At 49.0% G+C, this 2,630-nt stretch carries 5 protein-coding genes; all 5 read right to left on the reverse strand.

The genetic code is table 11. The features are described 5' to 3' along the window. Positions 1-215 precede the first annotated feature (215 nt). Positions 216-410 carry a helix-turn-helix transcriptional regulator gene (locus V2I46_03470; GenBank protein ID MEE4176548.1) on the reverse strand — a complete coding sequence of 65 codons (195 nt, stop codon included), beginning with the start codon at positions 408-410 and terminating at the stop codon, positions 216-218. After that, positions 403-807 carry a DUF2178 domain-containing protein gene (locus V2I46_03475; GenBank protein ID MEE4176549.1) on the reverse strand — a complete coding sequence of 135 codons (405 nt, stop codon included), beginning with the start codon at positions 805-807 and terminating at the stop codon, positions 403-405. The genes V2I46_03470 and V2I46_03475 overlap by 8 nt, the downstream gene beginning before the upstream one ends. 115 nt (positions 808-922) lie before the next feature. Next, positions 923-1,480 carry a manganese efflux pump MntP family protein gene (locus V2I46_03480; GenBank protein ID MEE4176550.1) on the reverse strand — a complete coding sequence of 186 codons (558 nt, stop codon included), beginning with the start codon at positions 1,478-1,480 and terminating at the stop codon, positions 923-925. A gap of 76 nt (positions 1,481-1,556) precedes the next feature. Continuing rightward, positions 1,557-2,102, reverse strand: a complete 546-nt coding sequence (locus V2I46_03485) for a VOC family protein (GenBank protein MEE4176551.1) — start codon at positions 2,100-2,102, stop codon at positions 1,557-1,559. Positions 2,103-2,182: 80 nt separating this feature from the next. Next, positions 2,183-2,630, reverse strand: a 448-nt coding sequence (locus tag V2I46_03490) for a mechanosensitive ion channel domain-containing protein (protein ID MEE4176552.1), incomplete at its 5' end; no start/stop codon positions are given.

Consider the following 2,630-nt stretch of genomic DNA (forward strand, 5'->3'; position numbering starts at 1 on the left):
GTAGTATTTTGGGTATTTTGGGTATTTCTCTAATTCAGAAAAGAGTTGAGAAGTGAGAAATCAGTAAGCAGAAAGCAGAAAATCCGCGATAATCCGCGCTGAACGCAGTTCATCCGTTTCATCCGCGTTCCATAGAAAATCAAGTAGGAAGTAATTAGTAAAAAGTAAGAAGCAACGGCCCCCATGCCCCATGCCCCATGCCATCATCCGCGTAATCAGTCTTCCTCAAAAAACAATTCCTCAATGGCCACTCCGAACACCTTTGCCAGGTCGAAGGCCAGTTTCAGCGAGGGGTTGTACTTGTTCTTCTCAAGAAAGACGATGGTTTCGCGCCTGACGTTGACTTTTTTGGCCAGCTCTTCCTGGGTCAGGTTTTCCCGGGCCCTGTATTCCCTGATCTTGTTATTCATTTCTGATCCCCCTGAAATGGACGATCAGCCAGGAAATGGCAAAACTGAGGGCCATACCCAGGATACCCGTCCCGAGCAATTCCTCCTGGTCGAATGCTATGCGGTCCTTGATAAAAAGCAGGAACACCCAGAAGTAAAGCGAAATATAATACGAAAGGGCGGCTGTGCGCTCCATCACCCTTTTTGAGCGCTCATCTTCCACCGGCTCTCCCCTGCGGGCGCTGCTCAGTCGCTTAAAGCCAAAAAACAAGGCAAACAATACCACAATCAGGATGACCCCAAAATGAAGCCATTCAATGGGGTTTGAACGGTCGGATGCAGGCATGTAATAATACCACAATCCCAGGCTGGCCAATAACAGGCCGACAATGACAAATACCAGCAGTGCTTTTTTCATGGCTATAATGTTAATTATTTCTAACACAAAGTTAGAAATACTTAACATTCCGATGACAAATAAATTGTTAAAAAATGTTAACTGATTGAAAAAAGTGCCTGGAAACCAGCAGGAATCAGGCAAACAGGTGAGTAAACAGGATCCTCAGGCCGATCAGGATGAGGATCATGCCGCCCAGCACCTCCGCACGCTTCCCGAACTTGCCGTTGACATTCTTCCCCAGCAGCATCCCGATCATCGCACTAAGGAAGGTAATGAAGCCAATGATGACCACCGCCTGCCAGATATTTACATCGAGGAAAGCAAGGCTGACGCCGACCACCAGGGCATCGATACTGGTGGCAATGGCCATGCCCAGCAGCACGGTAAATACCAGGGGATTAAGTTTTTTAACTGTGTCCTCCTTCAGTGAATCGATGATCATTTTCATCCCAATGGCGGCCAGCAAGGTAAATGCAATCCAATGATCCAGGCGACTGAGGTACTGTTCGACCATTTGCCCGCCCAGCCAGCCCAACCAGGGCATCAAACCCTGGAAAAGTGCCAGCACCAGGGCAACCCTTACCCCTTGCCAGAAGCGGATATGGTTAATCATCAGCCCGGTGGACACCGACACGGCAAACGTATCGAAGGATAAACCCAGGCCGATCAATATCAATTCAATGTAATGCATAGGTAAAAATCAACAGTCCCCCGGCTTGTCAGGCGCAATCATCGCAAGCCAGGAGGATCATCCATCATGTATTCCCTTATTTATTGGTTTTACCGCCCATCTGCGTCAACACACTGTCCACCGGTTCCCACAATTCAAGCTTATTCCCGTCGGGATCCATCACATAAACAAACTTCCCGTAAGGATAAATTTCAATTTCACCCAGCACGGTGGCGCCATTTTCCTTGAGCTGTCTCACCAGGCCTTCAATATTCTGCACCCGGTAATTGATCATAAACGCCTTATCCGATGGGGCCAGGTATTCGCTGCCTGTTTTAAAGGGGCTCCAGCGCAGGTAGTTGGCCTCCCCAGGCCGGTTGGCATTCCTGAACTCGAACACGGCGCCATAGTCATCGGTGACGAGCCCCAGCTGATCAGCATACCATTGCCGGGTCTTTGCGGGCTCATCAGAGAAAAAGAAAATACCCCCGATGCCCGTGATCTTTGGGGTGGTGTCCTGGACCGCTTCTGAAATACCGAAACCTGGTGCTTCATCCGAAGCAGTGGATTCAGCATTTTCAGCAGGGCCCTTGCAGCCCGTAAAAAGAAATGCCAGCATCAGGAGAGAAAAAAGTCTGTTCATACCGATGGTTTCAGGCCGTAAAAGTAACCAAAACCCAAAAAACAAGCGTGGAAAAAAAGAAAAAGACACGAAACCAGGGCTTATTTTGGGAAGGCCAGGTAAGGGCCAAAGCGCTGAACGGTGGCTTCAATGACTTTCGACCTGACGGCCTGCCTGTTCTCAAACCCGCTCAGGTATTCAACCACCAGCACCAGCTTTTCATTGCGGATATCGTAATAAACTGCCAGGTTATCCTTGTCAGCTGCCAGTCCTTCCAGTGCTGTCCTGAGCTCCTTCATCAGCTGGTTTTTTTCCGCAGGAATTTCCGTGCATGGGAAAAGGATCTCGTCATGATAATGGGTTTTTCCCAAGTTCAGGATGCTTTTCTCCAGAAAAAGCCGGTTGGGCACACGCGTATAATCCTCCGGCAGTTGTGTGGTCTTGTCGAGCAGCACATAGAAAGTCCCAATATGAAGCACCTTGCCTTCTTCTTCGCCAATACGGATATGATCGCCAATACGGAAGGGCTTTTTGCGCAGCATGATCAAC

The sequence above is a fragment of the Bacteroides sp. genome (assembly GCA_036351255.1).
In the GTDB taxonomy this organism is placed as follows: domain Bacteria; phylum Bacteroidota; class Bacteroidia; order Bacteroidales; family UBA7960; genus UBA7960.

Bases quoted from the DNA above. Each gene is read 5' to 3' on its own strand.
- V2I46_03470 (MEE4176548.1), bottom strand. From the start codon at position 410: ATGAATAACAAGATCAGGGAATACAGGGCCCGGGAAAACCTGACCCAG.
- V2I46_03475 (MEE4176549.1), bottom strand. From the start codon at position 807: ATGAAAAAAGCACTGCTGGTATTTGTCATTGTCGGCCTGTTATTGGCC.
- V2I46_03480 (MEE4176550.1), bottom strand. From the start codon at position 1,480: ATGCATTACATTGAATTGATATTGATCGGCCTGGGTTTATCCTTCGAT.
- V2I46_03485 (MEE4176551.1), bottom strand. From the start codon at position 2,102: ATGAACAGACTTTTTTCTCTCCTGATGCTGGCATTTCTTTTTACGGGC.